This is a genomic window from Gemmatimonadota bacterium, from assembly GCA_016712265.1.
GTDB lineage: Bacteria > Gemmatimonadota > Gemmatimonadetes > Gemmatimonadales > Gemmatimonadaceae > RBC101.
In genome coordinates, this window is record JADJRJ010000028.1 from 629537 (window position 1) to 648084 (window position 18548).

The 18548-nt window shown below is 67.2% G+C and carries 14 protein-coding genes; 7 read left to right on the forward strand and 7 right to left on the reverse strand.

Annotation, left to right across the window (positions count from 1 at the left end; all coding sequences use genetic code 11):
- Positions 1-65 precede the first annotated feature (65 nt).
- Positions 66-1286 carry an aminotransferase class V-fold PLP-dependent enzyme gene (locus IPK85_09630; protein MBK8247642.1) on the reverse strand — a complete coding sequence of 407 codons (1221 nt, stop codon included), beginning with the start codon at positions 1284-1286 and terminating at the stop codon, positions 66-68.
- A 258-nt stretch (positions 1287-1544) separates the two neighbouring features.
- Here IPK85_09630 and IPK85_09635 point away from each other — a divergent pair, with 258 nt between their 5' ends.
- From IPK85_09635 to IPK85_09660, 6 genes are read left to right on the forward strand one after another with little or no spacing between them, the layout of a single operon-like run.
- Entirely contained in the window at positions 1545-2708 is a 1164-nt protein-coding gene (locus IPK85_09635) for an aminotransferase class V-fold PLP-dependent enzyme (GenBank protein MBK8247643.1), read from the forward strand.
- Positions 2705-4501 (forward strand): DUF885 domain-containing protein, encoded by a 1797-nt coding sequence (locus IPK85_09640; GenBank protein MBK8247644.1) that lies wholly within the window; start codon positions 2705-2707, stop codon positions 4499-4501. Before IPK85_09635 ends, IPK85_09640 begins: the two co-directional genes overlap by 4 nt.
- A 17-nt stretch (positions 4502-4518) precedes the next feature.
- Positions 4519-5343, forward strand: a complete 825-nt coding sequence (locus tag IPK85_09645; protein ID MBK8247645.1) for a sugar phosphate isomerase/epimerase — start codon at positions 4519-4521, stop codon at positions 5341-5343.
- The gene (locus tag IPK85_09650) at positions 5340-6191 is read left to right on the forward strand and encodes a TIM barrel protein (protein ID MBK8247646.1); all 852 of its coding nucleotides are present in this window, start codon (positions 5340-5342) and stop codon (positions 6189-6191) included. Before IPK85_09645 ends, IPK85_09650 begins: the two co-directional genes overlap by 4 nt.
- The gene (locus IPK85_09655) at positions 6179-6808 is read left to right on the forward strand and encodes a hypothetical protein (GenBank protein MBK8247647.1); all 630 of its coding nucleotides are present in this window, start codon (positions 6179-6181) and stop codon (positions 6806-6808) included. The genes IPK85_09650 and IPK85_09655 overlap by 13 nt, the downstream gene beginning before the upstream one ends.
- Positions 6792-8039 (forward strand): FAD-dependent oxidoreductase, encoded by a 1248-nt coding sequence (locus tag IPK85_09660; protein MBK8247648.1) that lies wholly within the window; start codon positions 6792-6794, stop codon positions 8037-8039. The genes IPK85_09655 and IPK85_09660 overlap by 17 nt, the downstream gene beginning before the upstream one ends.
- Before the next feature lie 11 nt (positions 8040-8050).
- Here IPK85_09660 and IPK85_09665 read toward each other — a convergent pair whose 3' ends face one another.
- From IPK85_09665 to IPK85_09675, 3 genes are read right to left on the reverse strand one after another with little or no spacing between them, the layout of a single operon-like run.
- The gene (locus tag IPK85_09665) at positions 8051-9094 is read right to left on the reverse strand and encodes a CPBP family intramembrane metalloprotease (protein MBK8247649.1); all 1044 of its coding nucleotides are present in this window, start codon (positions 9092-9094) and stop codon (positions 8051-8053) included.
- A 58-nt stretch (positions 9095-9152) separates the two neighbouring features.
- A complete protein-coding gene (locus IPK85_09670) occupies positions 9153-10106 on the reverse strand; it encodes a 3-hydroxyacyl-CoA dehydrogenase (protein ID MBK8247650.1) in 954 nt (317 codons plus the stop codon).
- Entirely contained in the window at positions 10088-11599 is a 1512-nt protein-coding gene (locus IPK85_09675) for a serine hydrolase (GenBank protein MBK8247651.1), read from the reverse strand. The genes IPK85_09670 and IPK85_09675 overlap by 19 nt, the downstream gene beginning before the upstream one ends.
- Positions 11600-11680: 81 nt before the next feature.
- Here IPK85_09675 and IPK85_09680 point away from each other — a divergent pair, with 81 nt between their 5' ends.
- On the forward strand, positions 11681-12859 hold the full coding sequence (locus IPK85_09680) for a membrane dipeptidase (protein MBK8247652.1): 1179 nt from the start codon (positions 11681-11683) through the stop codon (positions 12857-12859).
- Between the two features lie 110 nt (positions 12860-12969).
- Here IPK85_09680 and IPK85_09685 read toward each other — a convergent pair whose 3' ends face one another.
- The 3 genes from IPK85_09685 to IPK85_09695 form a co-directional block, all read right to left on the reverse strand.
- Positions 12970-14241, reverse strand: coding sequence for an ankyrin repeat domain-containing protein (locus IPK85_09685; protein MBK8247653.1), 1272 nt, complete (start codon positions 14239-14241; stop codon positions 12970-12972).
- Positions 14242-14423: 182 nt separating this feature from the next.
- Positions 14424-16976 (reverse strand): S9 family peptidase, encoded by a 2553-nt coding sequence (locus IPK85_09690; protein MBK8247654.1) that lies wholly within the window; start codon positions 16974-16976, stop codon positions 14424-14426.
- A gap of 30 nt (positions 16977-17006) precedes the next feature.
- Positions 17007-18521: an amidohydrolase family protein gene (locus IPK85_09695; protein ID MBK8247655.1), complete on the reverse strand. Its 1515-nt coding sequence runs from the start codon at positions 18519-18521 to the stop codon at positions 17007-17009.
- Between the last annotated feature and the right edge of the window lie 27 nt (positions 18522-18548).

Here is an 18548-nt window from a genome sequence, read left to right on the forward strand (position 1 = left end):
GTGCGCCGCGTGCCGCACGTGCTGCCCCGTGCCGCGCGTGCTTCGCCGTGGCAGTTCGATCGCCCTTACCGGAGTCCTTTCGTCACGTCGAGGAACTTCGTCACGTCGTCCGCGGTGTTGAACAGCGCCGTCGACACCCGCACCTGCTTGAGCGCGTCACGCACCGTGACGTCGATCGTCGCGCGCTCGAACGCCTGCCGATGAGCCGCCGGCTCGCCGGTGACGTAGTACGTCACGATCGACGACGCATTGCCGGCCGGGGTGAACAGCCGATACCCCTGGCGCAGCAAGCCATCCTGCAGCTGCCGGGCGAGGGGCACGGTGTGTTGCTCGATGCGTGAGACGCCCACCCGCTCGATGTACGACAGCCCGGCGCCCAACATGTAGACCTCGCAGAACGGCAGCGTAGAGTACTCGTACTGCTTGGCCGTCTTGTGCAGCTCAAAGCGAAAGTCGGGCAACTCGCGCGCCACCTGCATCCAACCGGCGCGGTCCGGCCGGATACGATCCAGCAACTCCCGTCGCACGTAGAGCGGGGCGGGACCAAACCCACCCAGCACCCACTTGTAGCTCCCACAGCACAACAGATCCACACCAGACGCCTTCACGTCGACGGGGAACATCCCGACGGCCTGGATCGCATCTGTGTAGCACAGGGCGCCGTGCGCGTGCGCGAGGTCCGCGATGGGTCGCATGTCGTGGCGAAAGCCGTTCTGGTGCGACACCCAGGCGACACTCACCAACTTCGTGCGCCGATCCACATGCGGCTCGAGGTCACGCGCCGTTACCGCACCGTCCCGGTGCTTCACCACGCGCATGCTGATTCCCCGGCGCGCCTCGAGTGCCCGATACAGCACGAACTCCGACTCGTAGTGCAGCTCGTCGATGACCACGTTGTCGCCAGGCTGCAGGTCGAGCGCCTGCGCGACAAGGTTCTCGCCCTCGCTGGTCGAAAAGAGGAATCCGACTTCCTCCGGCGACGCACCAATGAGCCGCGCGAACTGGCCGCGCACCTCGTCGGTCTTGCGCATCATTTCGCCGACGAGGAGCGGATTCGTCGCCTTGCGCTCGATGAACACACGACCTGCCTCGGCCACCTGGCGCGGGAGGAGCGCCTGGTAGGCGGTGTTCAGGTAGGTGCGGGAGTTGGCGCCCGCGAAGTCGCCGCGCACGCCAAGGGGATCATCACCGGTGGGCATGGTGGTCACCTTGCTGGCGAGGTCGGCGAGCGGAAGTCCGGCGGCGGCCACGGAGGTGCCGAGAAAGGCGCGGCGAGAGTGGGTCATGCGGGAAACTCGTCCCGGGGGCCGGCGACCTCAAGGAGCGACTTGCAAACGGGGGATACGGGTGTAGCTCTCGTCCACAGGCGCGCGGGATGATCCTGGCGCCCGGTCTCGCCGGTTCGGGGCACCCCCATCTCATTTCGCATGCACCGTCGCCACTTCGTCGCCAGCGCGGCCGCCGGGGTCGCCTCGTTCAGCCCGGGCGCGCTCCGGGTGGCCGAGCGCCTCGCCGCCTGGTCCCCATCGCGTCCGGCCGCCGAAATGGCCGACGACGAGGACTTCTGGTTCACGGTTCGGCAGGCCTTCACGGTCGACCGCAACAATATCAACCTGAACAACGGGTCGGTCGCCCCATCGCCACTCACGGTCCAGCGCGCCCAGCAGGACTACCTGGCGATGACGAACATGAGTCCCTCGTACTACGTCGACGAAACGCTCTACCCGGCGTTCGACGTGGTCCGTCGACGGCTCGCGACGCGATTCGGCTGCGACGCGGAAGAGATCGCGATCACCCGCAACACCACCGAGGCGCTCGAGGCCGTCCAGCTCGGGATGTCCCTCCAGCGCGGCGACGAGATCCTTACGACCACGCAGGACTACCCCTCCATGATCACCACTTGGCGCCAGCGGGAGCGGCGCGATGGGGTCGTCCTGAAATTCATCTCGTTCCCGTCCCCGCCGCCGAGTGTGGACGACCTGGTGCAGCGCGTCGAGCGTGCGATCACACCGAAGACGAAAGTCATCCACATCTCGCACGTCTACTACACCACCGGCCAGGTCTTCCCCGTGCGACGCATCTGCCAGATGGCGCGCGCCCGCGGGATCGAAGTGGTGGTCGACGGCGGGCACAGCTACGCGCAGTTCCCGTTCACGCGCGACGAGCTCGACTGCGACTACTTTGGCACCTCGCTCCACAAGTGGCTGAGCGCGCCGGTGGGCACCGGGTTCCTCTACGTGCGCAAGGCGAAGATCCCGACGATCTGGTCCCTGTTCGCGTCGCCGGCGGAGATGCACGACAACATCCGCAAGTTCGAGGCGATCGGCACCTTTCCGGTGCATATCCGCAACCCGATCACCGAGGCGGTCGACTTCTGGGAGGCGATCGGCCCGGAGCGCAAGGCGGCACGGCTCCGCTTGCTGCGGCGGCGATGGGTGAACGCGGTGCGCGACCTCCCCAACGTGAAGATCCTGACCCCGGACGACGACGCCCAATCGTGCGCGTTAGGCGCCATGTCCCTGGACGGCGTGACCGGGCCACAACTCACCGACTGGCTCATGAAGCGGTATCGCGTCCATGTCCGGCCGCGCGAGGTACCTAACGAGTTCTCGTGCATCCGCGTGACCCCCAATGTCTACACGACGCTCGAGGAGGTCGACACCTTCGTGCGCGGCGTCCGCCAGGCTGCCACCCGGGGGCTGACATGATGCGACTCGGCCTCATCGCGCTGTTGCTGGGTGCCCTGGCCTTCTTTGCCTGGCGCACCGAGCAGTCCGGCGCCGCCTCCGGAGGCGGCCGCCCCCGCGACACGTCCGGGTACGGGAGCGAGACCCCCGCTGCCCGCGCCTTCGCCAACCTCGTCGACGAGTACCTCGACACCTGGGCCGGGCACCATCCGTCCATTGCGGCCGGCAACGGGATCCACGCGCACGATGGCGAGCTGGAGGACTACAGCGCGACAGCTGTTGCCGCCGAGGTGGCGTGGCTGCTGACGGTCAAGCAACGCTTGCGTGACCTGCCACGGGCCGAGTTGCCTGCGGACGAGCTCGTCGACCACCGCATCCTCGACGGGATCGTGGACGCGTGGCTGCTCGAACTGGACGGAATCAAGAACCACCAGCGCAATCCGATGCTCTATGCCTCGGCCATTGCCGATGGCGTGCACAACCTGATGACGATGGAAAGCGCCGATGCCGTCACCCGGATGCGGCGCATAACGACGAAGCTGCGCCAGGTGCCGCGCCTCCTCGATGCGGGCAAGGCGAACCTCACCAATCCGCCGAAGGTGCTCGTCGAGCGCGGGATCACCATGTTCGAGGGGGCCAGTGCGATGCTCGGCGCCGACCTCGAGCAGGCATTCCCGGCCCCCGATGGCGAGGCACGCAACGCGATGCTGGTCGAGGCGAAGGACGCGCGGGCGGCGATCGAAGAGTTCACGCGCTGGCTGCGCACAGACCTCCTGCCGCGCGCGACCGGCAAGAATGCATTAGGCGCGGAGTATGTGGAGGCGCGGTATCGTGCCGAGGAGTTGATCGATGCCAAGGTGCAGGAGTTGCTCGCGATCGGTGTCCGCGAACTCTCCCGCGAGCAGGCGATGTTCGTGGCGAAAGCCAAGGACATCGACCCGACGACCGACTTCCTCACGGTGTGGCGACGCATCCGGACCGATCACCCGGCGCCGGGTCGCTTGGTGGACGCCACGCGGAAGGCAGTGGACGACCTGCAGCAGTTCGTCGAGACCAAGGGGCTCGCGAGCATCCCGGCGGGCGAGCGCGTGATCGTCGAGGCCTCGCGCCCGTTCGATCTGGGGCTGGCGTCGATGCACGCGTCGCCACCGCTGGAGCCCGTGCCGGTGAAGTCGATCTTCTACGTGACCGATGCGAACGCCACCTGGCCCCGCGAACGACAAGACGCCTGGCTTGAGCGCTTCAACACGGCATCGCTCGCGATCACCAGCGCCCACGAGGCGATGCCCGGCCACTGGGTCCACTCGCTGTACATGCGCGATACCCCCGGGAAGATCCGGCGCATCTGGATTGGGTTGAACCCGTTTCCGCAGCCATCATCCGGACAAGACGGGTGGGCGCACTACGCCGAGCACCTGGTCGTGGAGCAGGGGTACCATGCGGAAGATCCGCGGTACGCCATGGCCCAGCTCGCCGAGAGCATGACGCGGATCTGCCGCCTCATCGCCGGACTTTACACGCACATGGGGGTCTGGAGCGTGGATGACGCGGCGAAGTTCTTCGAGGATCAGGCCTTTGTCCCCGCCCAGGCCGCCCGTCAGGAGGCCGTACGGGTCGTTTATGACCCGACCAACGGCGGGTATTTCCTGGGGAAACACGCGATGTTCAAGCTGCGAGACGACGTGCAGGTGAAGGAGGGCAGTGCCTTCGCGCTACGGACCTTCCACGAGCGGGTGATGCGCAATGGCATCGCCCCATGGTGGGCCCACCGGTTCCTCATCCTCGGCGACTCCACCGGCAAGGTCGTGCAGTAACCTTCATCCTCCCAACCATGAACCGACGAACCGCACTCAAGGCGATTGCCGCCAGCACCGCGACGCTCGGCGCCCGGCCGGCGTCGTGCGCGATGGGTGCCGCACCGGTGCCTCTCGGCCTGCAGCTTTACACGGTGCGAGCCGACATGCAGCAGGATGTGGAGCGCACGCTCGCGCGTGTGGCGGAGATCGGGTACCGCGAGGTGGAGTTCGCCGGCTACTTCGGCCGGACGCCGACGCAGGTCGCCGCGGCGCTGAAGGCGACCGGGCTGGCCGCCCCGGCGACGCACATCTCACTCGCGATGATGCGTGCGGAGTGGGACAAGGTGTTGGATGACAGTGCGGCCATCGGGCATCGCTGGGTGGTCGTCCCGTCGCTCGGTGCGGCGGAACGAGGGTCCGTCGATGCCTATATGCGTGTCGCTGGCGAGCTGAACGCGGCGGCCGCGAGGGCGAAAGCGCGAGGCCTATCGGTCGCGTATCACAACCATGACTACGAGTTTGCATCCCTTGGAAATACCGATGGTCACGCGATCCTGATGACGGAGTGCGATCCCGCCCTGGTGTCATTCGAGCTGGATCTGTACTGGATCTCGAGGGCGAGACGCAACGCGATCGAGTACGTCACGCGTCACGCCGGGCGCTTCCCGTTGGTGCACGTCAAGGACATGATGCCCGACGGCTCGATGGCCGAGGTTGGCGCCGGGACCCTCCCGTTCCAGCGTATCTTTGACGCAGCGAGGGGGCGCCTAACGCACTTCTTCGTCGAGCACGACAACCCCACCTCGCCGTTCGACTCGATCCGCGTGAGCGCGGCGGCCATGAAACGGTTCACCGCATGAAACGACGCGACGCCATCACCCGCCTCGGAGGAACCATGGCCCTCGCCGCCGCCGGCATCGACGTGGAGGCGATGCGCACCGCAATCCGAGGCGCCGGGCGCTTGCGACAAAGCGCTTGTCGCTGGTGCTACAGCCGCATCCCGCTCGAGGAGTTGTGCAAGGCGGCTAAGGAGATCGGCCTGCAGTCGATTGAGCTGCTGGACGAGAAGGAGTGGCATGTCCCGAAACAGTACGGGCTCACCTGCGCGGTCGCCAACGGTCCCTCGACGATTCCCGTGGGGTTCAACCGGCCGGACCAGCACGATCGCCTGGTCGCCGAAAGCGAACGACTCCTGCCGTTGGTCGCCGCGGCGGGGCTCCCCAACATGATTGTCTTCTCGGGAAACCGCGCCGGCATGGCAGACGCCGAGGGGCTCGAGAACTGCGTGAAGGGGTTGCAGCGGATCACCCCCACGGCCGAGCGCCTCGGGGTCACGGTGATCATGGAACTGCTCAACTCCAAGATCGACCACAAGGACTACATGTGCGACCGCACCCCGTGGGGCGCCGAGTTGGTGCGTCGCGTGGGGAGTCCACGCTTTAAGCTGCTGTATGACATCTACCACATGCAGATCATGGAAGGTGATGTCATCCGGACGATTCGCGATAACTGGGACGCGATCGGGCACTTTCATACGGGCGGTGTGCCCGGGCGCAACGAGATCGACGAGACACAGGAGCTGGCGTACCCGACCATCATGCGCGCCATCGCGGACAAGGGGTACACCGGCTTCATTGGGCAGGAGTTTATTCCGAAGCGTGATCCGCTGACGAGTCTGGCCCAGGGCGTGAAGATTTGCGACATCTGAGGACGCTCGCGCACGCGGCGGTGCTTGCCGCGGTGGCGTGCGGTGCGCCGAGCGATGAAGAGCTGCTCCCGCCGGCCGCAGTCCAGTCGGGTCCCTCACCGGCATTCATGCCATCAGGCGCCCTGACCGGCGCCGATTCGCTGCGCGTGGCGTGGTTCGGGAATGCGCTGGCTGCGATGGGCGAGCCGCGCCTCCCCGATCACCAGGGCGAGGTGCTGCGCTTCCTGTGGATGCGGACCTTTCATCGCCCCATGGCTGTGCGGCTCGAGTGGCGGCGAGACGGGTGCCTCGTGGTGCTGAGCATGCTGGAGGGACGCGCCGGGGAGGCGTTAGGCGCCGTGCGCAAGCGGGATTCCACCGTGACGGCCGTGGACCGCTGCGACGCGGTGCGGGCGTCCGTACATGCCGCCGGGTTCGCGCGGACGAGCCTCCCGCCGAACGTGCGCAAGCGCGACGGGTCTGAGTGGGTCTTCGAGCGTCAGGGGCGCGACGGATATCACGTCGTGGTGCGGTGGAGCCCGGAGCTGTCGGATGCGAGTCGTCCCTTTGCCGCGGCGGGGCGTGCCTTCCTGGATCTGGCGGCCTGGGACCAGGCACCGGATGACCCGATCTATTGATTCCCGCATGGACCGACGTGAGTTTCTGGCCGTGACCACCGCATCCCTCGGCGCCACCGCGCAGATGAACGCCCTCGATGACCCCGCACCGGGTGTGGCTGCCCACCAGGTGCAGCGGCCGTCTGTGGTGGTGGTTGGCGCAGGCGCATTTGGCGTGTGGACGGCACTCTACCTGCGGGAACAGGGCCACGCCGTCACCCTGGTGGACGCCTACGGCCCCGGCAGTTCGCGGGCGACGTCTGGCGACGAGACACGCCAGCTGCGGGTGGGCTACGGCGATCGCGAGTTGTACGCGCGCATGGCCCAACGTGCACAGCTCGCCTGGAAGGAACGCGAAGCCGAGTTCGGGATCCCCCTCATTGTCGAGACGGGCCGATTGGAGTTGGCCGCCGACTGGACGCCGTCGATGCGGGCGACGCAGTCGATGCTCGCGCGGCTCGGCGTGAAGACCGAGTCGTTCACGCCAGACGAGCTGCGGCGGCGGTATCCCCAAATGTCGTTTGACGGCGTGGGCGTCGGCCTGCTGGAGCCGACGGCGGCCGTGGTTCGTGCAAAGCAGTCGATCATTGCGGCCGGCCAGGCGTTTGTTCGCAAGGGTGGCGCGCTCACGGTGCAACGGGCGAGGCCGGGGCGCGCGGAGGGAAGCCGCCTGGTGGACGTTGAGTTGGATGCGGGCACGCGAGTGGCGGCTACGTACTTCGTCTTTGCCTGCGGTCCCTGGCTGCCGCGGCTCTTTCCCGAACTCCTCGGCGACCGCATCAAGGTGCCTGGGCGCGAGGTGTTCTACTTCGGGGTCCCGGCCGGTGATACGCGCTTCATGCCCCCGGCGATGCCCAACTACTCGGAGTCAGGCTACTACGGCTTCCCGTCCATCGACGGGCGCGGGGTGAAGGTCTGCCCCACAACGGGGCCGGTCACCTTTGACCCCGATACCGACGAACGGGTCGTCACGGCGCACGAAGTGCGGCGGGCACGCGCCTACCTGGCGCGGCGCTTTCCGGCGTTGGCCAACCAGCCGATCACCGAGACCCGGGTGTGCCAGCTGGAGAACACGGTGGACGAACACTTCATCGTCGACCGGCATCCCGCCTGGGACAATGTGCTGATTGCCGGCGGCGGGAGCGGGCACGCGTTCAAGCACGGTCCCGTCCTCGGCGAGTACGTCGGTCGCCGCGCCGTGGGCGAGGCAACCGACCCTGCGTTCGATGCGATGGTGCGCCTCACGCGTTAGGCACGAGCCCATCAACGCCGCCAGCGCACCTCGGACACCGTCCGCCCGCTCCGCGCATCACGCAGGAACTGGAGCGCACCGGGCAGGAAGTCGATCCAGAAGTGCGCGGCAATCAACTCGCCCAGCTGGTACCCATTCCGGTGGAAGCGCGTCCCCAGGTAGGCCCCCGCGACCCCCGCGATCAAGGCACCACCCATCCCGCGATTGGGGATATGGAATGCGGCAAACGCGAGGGTACTTCCCGCAATGCCGAGGGTCGGGTTCCAGCGCTCCGTGAGTTCGGTCTGCACCAACCCGCGGAAGAAGAGCTCCTCACCCACGGCGGTGCTCAGGAGGTAGAGCGCGTCGTGCCCGAGCGCCGTGAGGGCACCGCCCGTCCGCGACATGCGCTGGCCGAGCACGGTCAACTCGTTCACGTCGCGAAGGGGACGTTCGCGCTGTTGCACGAGTTCGGAGACGCCGGCGAGCGCAATGGGAACGAGCACCCACCCGGACGCGAGGTCCTTCGGGTGCACCGGCGCGAGGGACAATCGAGCGAGTGAGCTGGAATCCAAGGGGAGGGTCGCAGTATGCGAATGGCGGTGTGCCGCACGGTACGCCAGCGAGACGTCCGCCATGCGTGCGTAGAAGCCGGTGTGATACGCGAATTCCCCGGCGCGAAACCAGGCCTCGCCGGCCGGCGATCGGCCGGTCGCTCGACGATACAGCGTGTCTCCATTGACGCCGGGAAAACGCCGCGGATCCGCGACGCCGGCCCGGCCGTTGGCCAAACCACGGGCGGCGATCAATGTCCCTTCGGTGAGGGCCCAGGCAGTACCTCGTCCGTAGGCACGCTGCGCGAAGTGGCCAGCGCCGAGGTAGGGAATCAGTGCGCCGCTCGTGATCGCGGCCGTTTCCACGGCTAATGATCCGAAGAGCAAGGGCAGCCGGAGTCGCGTCCGGTCGGGTTCATCGGGGTCTTGGGCGCTCGTCCGGGCGAATGGAGCCAACAGGACGGCGGCGAGGAGGACGCGAAGCAGGCTGACGCCGGGATGCAGGGGCGGCGTGGTGTTCATTCGAATGGCGTTCAGTCGGGGAATGGGCCGCGCGGACCAACCGGGCTCCGTACCCACATCAGGGCTCAGTGATCCTTAGTGCCCGCAGTGCCGCGATGCGTTGGTCCCGCCAGGCGATGCGCTCCGGAATCCTCTCGAGGGGGAGCCGCTCCCGCATCGCCGCCTGGAGCGTCTCCCGCAGCGCGTCGGTGACCACGGGATCGGTCGCGCCCCGTTCGCGCGCCGCCTGCTCGAACATGAAGCCGTACCGCGCGAGATAATCAGTGATCCCGCCAGGGGCATTCAGGTCGATCCCTTCCATCGGTCCGAGGAGGGCCCAGCGCAACCCGAAGCCGTCGCGAATCAGGGCATCAACGTCCGCTGGCGACATCAGTCCATCGCGAACAACAGCGAACATCTCGGTCAGCAACGCGACCTGAAGCCGATTCATCACGAAGCCCGGGCGTTCACCGCGCACCAGCACCGGGACCTGTCCCACCTCCCGCAGGATCGCGAACGCCCGCTGCACCACGGCATCTGTGGTGACGGGCGTGGGCACCACCTCGATCACGGGGAGCAGGTGTGGTGGTGTGGCCGGGTGCGCGACCAGACAGCGATCCTGGCCAGCCAATCCAGCGGTGAACAGCGATGCTCCGATCGACGAGGTCGAGCTGGCGAGGATCGCTTCCGTCGGCGCGGCGGCGTCCAACTCAGCGAAGCAGGTCGCCTTCGCATCGCGCGACTCCTCGATGGACTCCTGCACCCACACCGCGCCCTCAAGGGCTTCCGCGAGGGTGGCGCTCACGGCGATCCGCGCGACGATCTCGTCAGGCGTTATTCTGGGCGCGACGGCCTGTGCCGCGGTCGCCGCGCGAAGGACCCGGGAATGGAGCGAGTCACGGACCGTGGCGTGCCGGGCGTAGACGCGGACCTGCCATCCCGCGCGCGCGAACACCAGGGCCCATGACGACCCGATGATCCCGGCGCCGACGATCGCGACGCGCGGCCCGTCGCTCACCGGGCTCGCATCCATTCACCATCCGAGCCCATCAGCGGGAAGTGCATCGACTCCACCGTGGCGTTGCGCCCCACCCGAAAGGTGACGGGTGCCTTGCCGAGGATCGGGTCGCGCATCGTAGCGGTGAAGGCGTCGTACTGGTGATGCTCGAGGTCGCCCACCCCCGTCGGGTTGTGGTCATAGCTTATCACCAGCTTGCCGCCCTGAAGGCGCACGGTGGCCGTTCCGTACATGGAGTGGCGATACGTGCCGGTGTAGGCGTCGAGGGGAAGGCTGGGTCGGGTCCCAGGCGTCGGGGGTTTGGGTGCCCCCTGTGGTTGCATCGCGGCCATGAACTCCGCTTCGCGGCGTTGGAACTCCCCTGGCCAGTCCTTCGGCGGGACTCCGAGCGCGCGATCGAACAGGGTGTTCATGATCGGGATCGTCGCGCCACTCTGGTTCATGTTGGCCAGCACCACCACGCCAATGCCGTCGTCCGGCAGGAATCCCACCATGGTGGCCATGCCGTCGATGTTGCCGCCGTGGCCGATGTGCCGCCGGCCGCGGAACGCGGCGGAGAACCAGCCGAAGGCATAGCCGGGAAAGTCCGGCGTGCCCAGCATGGCGCTCAGGTACGGATCGTCCATGGTGTGCTGCGGACGGATCGCTTCGCGTGACATCGCCTCGCTGAGCACGCGCTTGCCACTCGCGGTCCCCCCGTTGAGCCAGAGGCGCACCCACTTCGACATGTCGACGACGTTGGAGTTGATCGAGCCGGCAGCTCCCGCGTTGTCGATGTTCCGATAGGGCACGACCTTCACGACCTTGTCGAGCTCGGCGTGCGGCTGCGCAACGTTGGTCAACCCGGAGAGGTCACGCACCGACGTGTTGGACGACGTCATGCCCAGCGGCGTGAAGATCCGCGACTTCACAAAGTCGTCCCACGACATCCCGCTGGTGGCGCGCACGACCTCGCCGGCGGTGATGTACATCAGGTTCTGGTATTGAAAGCGGGTCCGGAAGCTCGTGGTCGGCGCCAGGTTGCGGATGCTGCGCACGATCTCCTCGCGCGAGCGCGTCGTGCCGTACCAGACGAGCTCCCCACGCTCCATCCCGCTCCGGTGCAGCAGCAGGTCGCGCAGCCGGATTTCGCGCGTGACCCACGGGTCGTACATCTCGAAGTACGGCAGGTGGTCCGTGACGCGGTCGTCCATCGTGAGCTTCTTGTCGTCCGCGAGCATGGCGAGCGAGGCCCCGGTGAAGGCCTTGGATGCCGAGCCGATGGCGAACATCGTCTGGGGATCGACCGGGGTCGGGTCGCCGAGTCGGCGCACGCCATAGCCCCGGGCGAAGATGACCGAGTCCCGCGTAGTGACCGCAACGGCCAGCCCCGGCACCTTCCAAGCCTTCATCGCGGCCAGGATCACGGAGTCGACGCCGGCGAACGGGTCACGCCGGACCTGGCGACTCTGGGCCGGAAGGGTGAACGGCAGGGCGGCGAGGGCGAGGAGGGCGGCGCGACGACGCATGAGAGGTGGGGTGGCGGGAGGGCGTACCAGCGGGGAATATGATAGCTGTCGCGCACTCACATGGTTTCCCTGACCACCCCCATGACCTCCCGTCGCACCGCCATCAAGCTCGGCGCCGCCGCCATCGTCGCCCCGATGTTCAACCGGGGCCGCTTTTCCCTGCCGCACATTCCCGGCCAGCAGTACTCCGCGCGGGCCATCGAGCTGATGCGGCGTGCGACGGTGATCGACATGCTGAGCCCCCTGCACATCGCGTCCAACGGCAACCGGTGGCTCGAGAAGCCGGACTCGATCACCGCCGCGGACTTCGAGCCGTTCAAGCAGTCGGGGATTCATGTGTTCCACACTGCGGTGGGCTTCGGCGGACCCAATGCCTACACCATCGGCCAGCAGTACTTCCAGCGACAGAACGCGATGATCGCGGCGCGGCCGGACCTCTTCATGCGGATCGATGCGGCAGACGACTTCGCGAAGGTCAGGGGATCGGGACGCGTCGGCATCCTCCTCGGCGCACAGAACTCCGACCACTTCGTGCGGCCGGACTACAACCCGCGCGACATGCTGGCGACCGTGGACGAGTTCCACATGTACGGCCAGCGCGTCTCGCAGCTCACCTACAACTCGCAGAACTGGTTCGCGAGCGGGTCAACCGACCGGGTGGACGGCGGCGTCTCCGACTTTGGCGCGGAACTCATCGCGCGGATGAACAAGGTCGGCATGGCCGTGGACACCTCGCATTGCGGGGACAAGACGACGCTCGATGCGTTGGCCCTCTCGAAGAAGCCGGCGCTGATCACCCATTCCAACGTCCGCGCGCTCGCCAACAACCATCCGCGCTGCAAGCCCGACGAGGTGATCCGCGCCGCGGGCAAGGCCGGGAGCGTCATGGGAATCACCGGCGTGCGCATGTTCGTGAAGGGGAGTGAGCCGACCACGGTCGAGGACTTCTTCAACCACATCGACTACGTGGCGAAGATGATCGGCGTGGAGCATGTCGGGATCGGGAGCGACATCGACCTGCAGGGCTACGACGACATGCCGCCTGACGAGTACAAGCGGCTCAAGGACAGCTACAAGGGGAGCTACGGCTTCCGCGACAAGATCGACATCGAGGGGATTGACCACCCGAGGCGGATGTTCGACGTCACGGAGGGGCTGATCCGTCGCAAGTACACCGACGACCAGATCCTCGGCATCCTCGGCGGGAACTTCCAGCGCGTGCTGACCGACATCTGGGCGGGGATGCCTGCCGGGAAGTAGGCGCACGGCGGGCAGGGATCGCCGACGCAGCACACAACATCACGGGGAGCACGAGCCTTGGCTTGTGCTCCCCGTCCTGCTTCGCTGTTGTGGGCTATTGACGCCGCGAGCTACTCGATGGCGCCGTGCTGCACGAGCAACTCCAGCACGCCGCGATTAACGAACACCTGTTGGTGAAAGCGGCGTCCCCACGACAGGGGCGTCACGTGGTGGTATTCGACGAGGCGATGGTCATCGTAGCCCGGGTGCAGCTGCTTGCGGAGCGTGGCCCGGACGTTCACGTCAGCGCCGTGCGCAAGGAATAGCTCGGCGATCCGTGTATCGTAGACCGGCGTGTGCCGATTGTAGTTCATCCAGAATGCCGGCTGCGAGACGACCGTCGAGAAGATCGCGGTGTGCCCACCAAACCCCTCGGCGTCGACGGCCGCCGGGGTGTTCGGGTCGGCACCCTTCGCGATAAGCCACTGGGCGATCTCCAGCTCGTCGTAGTCAGCGCACATGTGGAGCAGCGTGGCGTCCTTGAGCGGCGTCGCGTGCGTCGCGTTGACCTCGTCGTGGCACCCGATTTCCGGCGGATAGATCTCCTCGTGCGAGTAGGTGCGGTGCACGAGGCCGGGGTCACGCGCGAGGTGCGCCTCGAGGAGGTCGATGCGGCCGCGATGGAGGGCCATCGTCGGAGTGTCGGGATACACCATGCCATGCTGTGCATACAGCTCGAGGATGCGATGCTTCGCCTCTGGTCGGCGGCTGTCCGTCTCGAGGACCACGTCGGCCGGACAGGGACAGGCATCCGGTCCATCAAAGCGCAGCCCCAGGGCCAACAGGAACTCGTTCCCGGGTACACTCAGCGTGTAGGCCGGTCCCCCAAAGGCGTCGCGCGGAGGGCGGGGTTTCCCCAGCATCCCGTGCAACAGGGCCGCCGTGCCCAGCTGGCTCTGCAACACGGCGCGGCCGACGGCGTGTTGATGATCCGAGGCCCCGTGGTCGTGCAGCCACTGGATGATCCGGTCGCGTCCGAGGTTGGCCGCATAGGACATCGGCGGACCCCAATTGCTGTCGCGTCGTACGAGGACATGTTCGTCGCGCAGGTGCGGGTGCTGCGTCACCAGCCGGGCGACAGTGTCGAGATCGTCCTGCCAGATGGCGTCGGCCAGTTCGCAGGCCTGCACGAGGCGCGGCCAGCTGGCGCACTGGTAGCTCCGCGCCAGCACCAGCTGCGCCTCATGTAGTTGGAGTGTAGTGCTGACTCCACCTGTGGGGTGAAACGCGCGAAAGTCATCGAGCGCGCTGGCGTCGCCCGCGCGGGCGGCGGTGAGCAGGTCCTTCGCCTGGTGGCGGAGCTGCTCGAGGTTGGGACGTACGGGTAATCCACGAACGGGCATAACGAGCCTCCTTTGTACAGGGCCCGTGTCCGCAGAGTCGGGCGAAAGGAGGTTCGCAGGGTGCTCGAACCGACGGTGTACACCGGGTGGACTCGGTCCTTCCCGCGGACAGGAGGCGCCCCGCAGCGCCGACCGCAACATGGGCGGTCGGCGCGGGAGAGGCAAGGCGGCGTGGAGCCCCTCTACGGCAGTGTTTTCGGCGGCGCCTTGATCCCCCAGCGCGCCGCCCACGCCTCCGGCTGGCCCTTGAGCTGCTTGTCGTACCAGTCGAGCATGATCGCATCGCGCAGGTACTCCACGCTGGGCTTCGAGTTGATCCCGTGGTTCTCGCCCGCCACGCGGATCAACTCCGCCTCGCGCCCCAACATGCGCAGGGCCGTGAACATCTGTTCGCTCTCGGTCGGCACCACGTTGGTGTCGTCGGTGCCGTGGATCATCAACATCGGCGACGTGATCTTGTCGGCGGAGAACAGGGGCGAGCGGTCCACGTACACATCCTTGCGGTTCCACGGATAACACCCGGGGCAGGTGCCGTCGGTGTAGCTGAAGCCCGTCCAGCCGGCCCCCCAGTAGTTCGCGATGTTGCTGATGCCGGCCAGCTCGATCCCGGTACGGAAGAGCTTCGTCCGCGTGTGGATCAACATCGTCATGAAGCCGCCATACGAGTGGCCGAAGTTCCCGATGCGCGAGCCGTCTACCCAGCGGTGCGCCTTCACGAACTGCTCCGTTCCCTCGATGATGTCGGTAGCCGCCGCAGTTCCCCAGTCATTGATGTGGTAGTTGGCGAACGTCTGACCGTATCCCGGCGTGCCAGCCGGATTCATGTAGAGGACGGCATACCCATTGGACGCGAACCAGAGCAACCGCTGCTCGAAGTCCTTCTTCATCGGCAACGTCCCGCCGTAGTAGTGCACGATCATCGGGTAGGTCTTCGTGGAATCGAAGCCGGGTGGCACCCAGTACCAGGCCTCGATCGTCTCACCGCGGCTGTTGCGGAAGGTCCACTCGCGTGAGGCCGGCACAGCAACGTTGGTGAGAGCCTCGGCATTGGGGCGCACGATGGGCTGGGTCGCCCCGGTGCGCAGGTCGATCCGTGAGATGACCACCGGCGCCGTCGGGCTCTCGGTGGCGATCACCATCGTGTGGCCGCCGATGTCAAACGCCGTGCCCACCGGGCCGGGGAGGGGGCGCATCACCTCGAGCGTGGTCCTTGCCAGTGCGGAGGTCACCGGCGCAACAGTCCGCGCGGGAGGTGTCTTCGCGCCCTCATCAACCGGCACGTAGATGCGACCGTCGGTCGCGTTCCAGATCAACGAGGTGCATCCCAGCCCACCGCCGACCGACGGCACAAACCCCTCACTGAGGTGCACCATCCCGCCGCGCTCGACGGACGTCGCATACAACTCGTTCTCGAACACGCTGAATGCCGGGTCGTTCCCCTGGTAGGTTGCCTTCGCGCTCGCACAGAAGGCGAGTGCCTTGCTATCAGGCGACCAGGCGAGCGCCCCCGGGGCCTGGAACGCCTCGTTCGACAGCTCGAGCACACGCCGGGTCGCCTTGGTCGTCACGTCGATCGTCCAGATCTCGGCCCGCATCCAGGGGCGGCGGCTGTTGTCCTGCACGGTGCGCGTGAAGGCGATTGCGCGGCCGTCCGGCGAGAGCGTCGCCGCGCTGACGCCAACCGCCGTGTCGCCCACGAGGGTCACCCGTGAGCCCGACGCCGGATGGAAGGCGAAGAGGTGGGCCTTGTCGGCTGTCCATGACCAGCGGTCCCAGACCTCGGTGAGTCGCGTCGCTTCGCCGGGTTTGGCCGGAGGCGGGGCGCCGATCCGCTGGGTGGCGGTGATGTAGAGCCACTCGCCATCGGCAGACGACCCGACGATCCCGAGCCCGGGCTCCGCGCGCAGCAGGCGCTTGGTCGCACCCTCCGCGGTCCACTCCCAAAGGTCCATCCCCTGCGCTCCCTGCCGGTCCGTCGCCGCAGACACGAACAGGCGGCGTCCATCCAGGCTCCATCGCGCCTGGGCCGCGTTAGGCACGACCGCATCTGCGAGCGTGCGCCCGGTCGCCACCTCGTGCACCTGCAGCGCCGACACGTACTTGTCGCTCTCGGCATCATACCGCTGCACGAAGAGCGCGACGCGCGCAGCCGTGGGGTCCACGACCATGGACCGCACGTGCGCGATGTCCCGGAGTTCCGCCCAGGTTCCCGGGTGTTGTGCGTCCAAAGACGTCGTGATGGCGGCCGAGGACACCGTGGGCGTCACCTTCACCGTCAGTGGTTCGCTTGACGACGTGCCACGTCCCAGTCGCTGGACCAGCAGCAGGTGCTTCCCCGTGCGGAGCTCGACCTCTGGCCCCGCCACTCGTTGCCCGTCGAGCCAGACGCGACGCGTCGCGGCGTCGCCACCCGTGAAGGTGAGGGTGGCTTTCGTCCATCGGTCGGTCGTGAGGTAGGTCGCCGCGTGCAGCACCTGGCCGTCAGCGGCACCTCCCGCGCCGGGCTGCCAGCGCAACGTCGTGCCGCCGGGCATCGCCACGGCCGTGCCGCCAACCGGCCATCGTCGACCGATCGTGACGCGTGTCGCGTCCATGACCGATGAATCGCCAGCCGCGGCGTTGAACGGTGCGACGGCAGCCGTGGGCCCAAGGACCAGCCAACGGTCCACGGTGGTTTGCGCGGCGGCTGACGACACCGCCACGAAGGAGAATGCGATGAGGGAGATCGGACGCATGAGCGACCTGATGGTGGGATGTGTGAGCGACTAGCGACTGCCCTTTCGGGCGCGCGCCTGGGTGACCATCTCCTTCGCCTCGCGCAGCAGTGTCGGCCCGTGGTAGGGGATCCCGTCCTTGATGGTCCACTCCACACCGCCCGTGTGCACGATCTTCCCGTCCTTCACCGCCTCGGTGCCCGTGGGATAGAGCACCTTGAGGTCCGCAAGCGGATTGCCGTTCACGATGATCAGGTCGGCGATCCATCCTGGACGCACGCGGCCCAGGTCGTGGTCGCGCCCCAGGACCTTCGCGCCGTTCTGCGTGGCCTGCTGCAGGATCCTGATCGGGGAGAAGCCGGCCTCCTGCTTCAACTCGAGTTCGCGCACAAAGCCAAAGCCGTACATCTGGTAGATGAAGCCGGCGTCGTCACCCACGGCAATCGTCCCGCCCATGCGATCAAAGTCGCGCAACGCCTTGAACCACAGCTGGTAGTTCTCCTTCCAGTACGCTTCGTCCACCGAGGTCCAGCCGATGAAGTACGACCCATGGTTCATCGGGTTGGGCTTGAAGAACTCCTCGAGCGCGGGGTGCAGGTAGTCCTTGAACCACGGTTGCCCCTGCGCGCGCTGCAGGTCACGGCTCGCTTCGTAGATGTCCAGCGTGGGCACCCACGCGACGTTGGCCTTCACCATTCCCTGCAGCACCTCCTTGAGGCGCGCGGGGTCGGCCTCGCGCCACAACCGTCCGGCGTACCGAAAGCGGTGCGTTTCGTCGGTGATGTTGAACTCGGGCGGAAAGGGCTGCACCCCGTCCGGGATGGCGGCATCCGGAATGCCGTACCAATGCTCGATGGTCGTGCTGCCAAACCGGATGTCGTCCCACGCATTGGTCTCCTCGACGGCCGCGTGGTGCGCGATGCGCAGCCCCACCTTCTTCGCTTCGTCGATGGCCGCTTCCATCACGTCGCGCTTGGTGTTCACCAACTTGATCCCGTCCACGCCGGCCCGCTTCAACTCCTGCACCCGCGCCCGCGCCTCGGCGGGGGTATTCGGCGCGGTGGGGACGATGAAGAACGGGTAATGGAAGATGCGCGGCCCTGCGACGCGACCCGCGTTGATCTGCTCGCGCAGCGGAATCGTCTTGCGCGTGTCACTCCCGACATCGCGCACCGAGGTGATCCCGCTGGCGAGCCAGAGGTTGAGCTCATACTGCTGGTCCATCGGGATCCCGCCGCGCTCGTCCTGCACGTGGGCGTGGGCGTTGATGAACCCGGGGAGGACGTACTTGCCCGCCGCGTCGATCACGGCGTCACCGGTCGGGCGTTGGGGCGCTGTGCCACCGACGGCGGCCACGGTGGCATCGGCGATGGGGACCAGCTGGGTGATCCGCCCGCCTTCCACGATGATGTCCCACGGGCCGGACGCCGGCGTCCCGGTGCCGTCAATGACGAGCGCGTTCCGGATGACAAGCCGGTTGACGCGCTGGGCATGGCGCGCGGTGCCCTGCGCGTCGAGGGTGGTCAGGGCGAGGAGGGAGGCAGCGACGATAGACCGCAGGCGCACGGGAGTGTGGGCTGGGGAAGGGAATAC